Here is a 1,246-nt window from a genome sequence, read left to right on the forward strand (position 1 = left end):
CCCATTATTGCCAAGTGCAACCTACGCTAAGCAAAAGGAGCCGTTTCGTTCATTATGACTAACGAATGCGATAGTTGAAGATCTTGAGCTGCTAATTTGCGGCTTTTTTTATTCAACAAAATGGCAGTTTAGTTGAATAAGAGAAAAGGTAATTTAAAGGGATATATAGAAGAGGTTATGTAGGAGGCGGTACAATGATTGGTATTTTAATGACGATTTTGTTCATTGTAATCACGATTTATAAAATATTGAAAAACAGAAAAATAATAAAGGAACTAACAAAACTTCAGATTTCAGGTGTATTTTTAACCTATCTTATTACGATTTTTTTTATGTTTATTTGCATTTATTACGGTGGCAATTGGATTGGAGAAAGTCTTTCAAATCTATTTGTAAGAAAATTGATTCAAATCATAGTTATTATTCTAACTCTTATTATATTTGGTAGCATTTTAGAAAAAACGCTTAAAAAGATTACTAATGGGGTTCTTCCAAAAAATTAAAAGTTGTTCAACTAACTGATGCTTTAGTTACATATAAAAACAAAGGAGTTTTATAATAATTGAAGAAGAAAAATAACGATTTTAAAACTTCTGAGATTCTAATAATTATTGTACTTTTATTACTACAAAAAATATTAAACATTTCTGATTTAGTATTTGGATTGATATGTAGTATTTATGTTTTAATAATTATATTTTCAGATACAAAAGGTGACTGGAAGAGGTTTTTTAAGAGAGTTATTCCATTTGTAATCTTAGCAATTCTTGTAAATATATTTTTTTGATATTACTGTTTCATAAGTCATTATCAAATCTTTTTATTGAACTAACGCATTGCTTGAGTTGAACAACATAATCGGCTTTATAGTCGATTTTTTTATTGAGCTAAACCAGCTAATAGTTGTCAATATTTATCAATAAAAATCTTGTAAAATACATGTTATACTAAAAATAGGCATGCCAAATAGCCTTCCATATCCTTGTTGGAAGGATTTGTTTTTATTTCATAATTTTGGTATTAGTTTAAATCAAGGAATGTTTCTTTCCTTTTTAAAAGAGTATATATCCAATGTAATAATTTATTTACACAAGCAATTATTGCGACTTTTGCGGGTTTACCCTCCACACGTTTTCTATCATAAAATTCTTTTAATCGTTTATTTCTGGAACTCCTAATTCCACAAAGGACTGCCATATAGAGAACGTGACGGAGCCTAGTTGAACCTCTTTTGGTAATACGATTA

2 protein-coding genes are annotated in these 1,246 nt (G+C 28.0%); one reads left to right on the forward strand and one right to left on the reverse strand.

All coding sequences use genetic code 11. The annotated features are described in order from the left end of the window. Window positions 1-194 precede the first annotated feature (194 nt). Window positions 195-503 (forward strand): hypothetical protein, encoded by a 309-nt coding sequence (locus RAH41_RS22390; protein ID WP_331225462.1) that lies wholly within the window; start codon window positions 195-197, stop codon window positions 501-503. A 517-nt stretch (window positions 504-1,020) separates the two neighbouring features. Here the strand turns inward: RAH41_RS22390 and RAH41_RS22395 are convergent. Beyond that, window positions 1,021-1,246, reverse strand: a 226-nt coding sequence (locus RAH41_RS22395) for a transposase (RefSeq protein ID WP_331225463.1), incomplete at its 5' end; no start/stop codon positions are given.

The sequence above is a fragment of the Gottfriedia acidiceleris genome (genome assembly GCF_036421055.1).
Classification (GTDB): Bacteria; Bacillota; Bacilli; order Bacillales; family Bacillaceae_G; genus Gottfriedia; species Gottfriedia acidiceleris_C.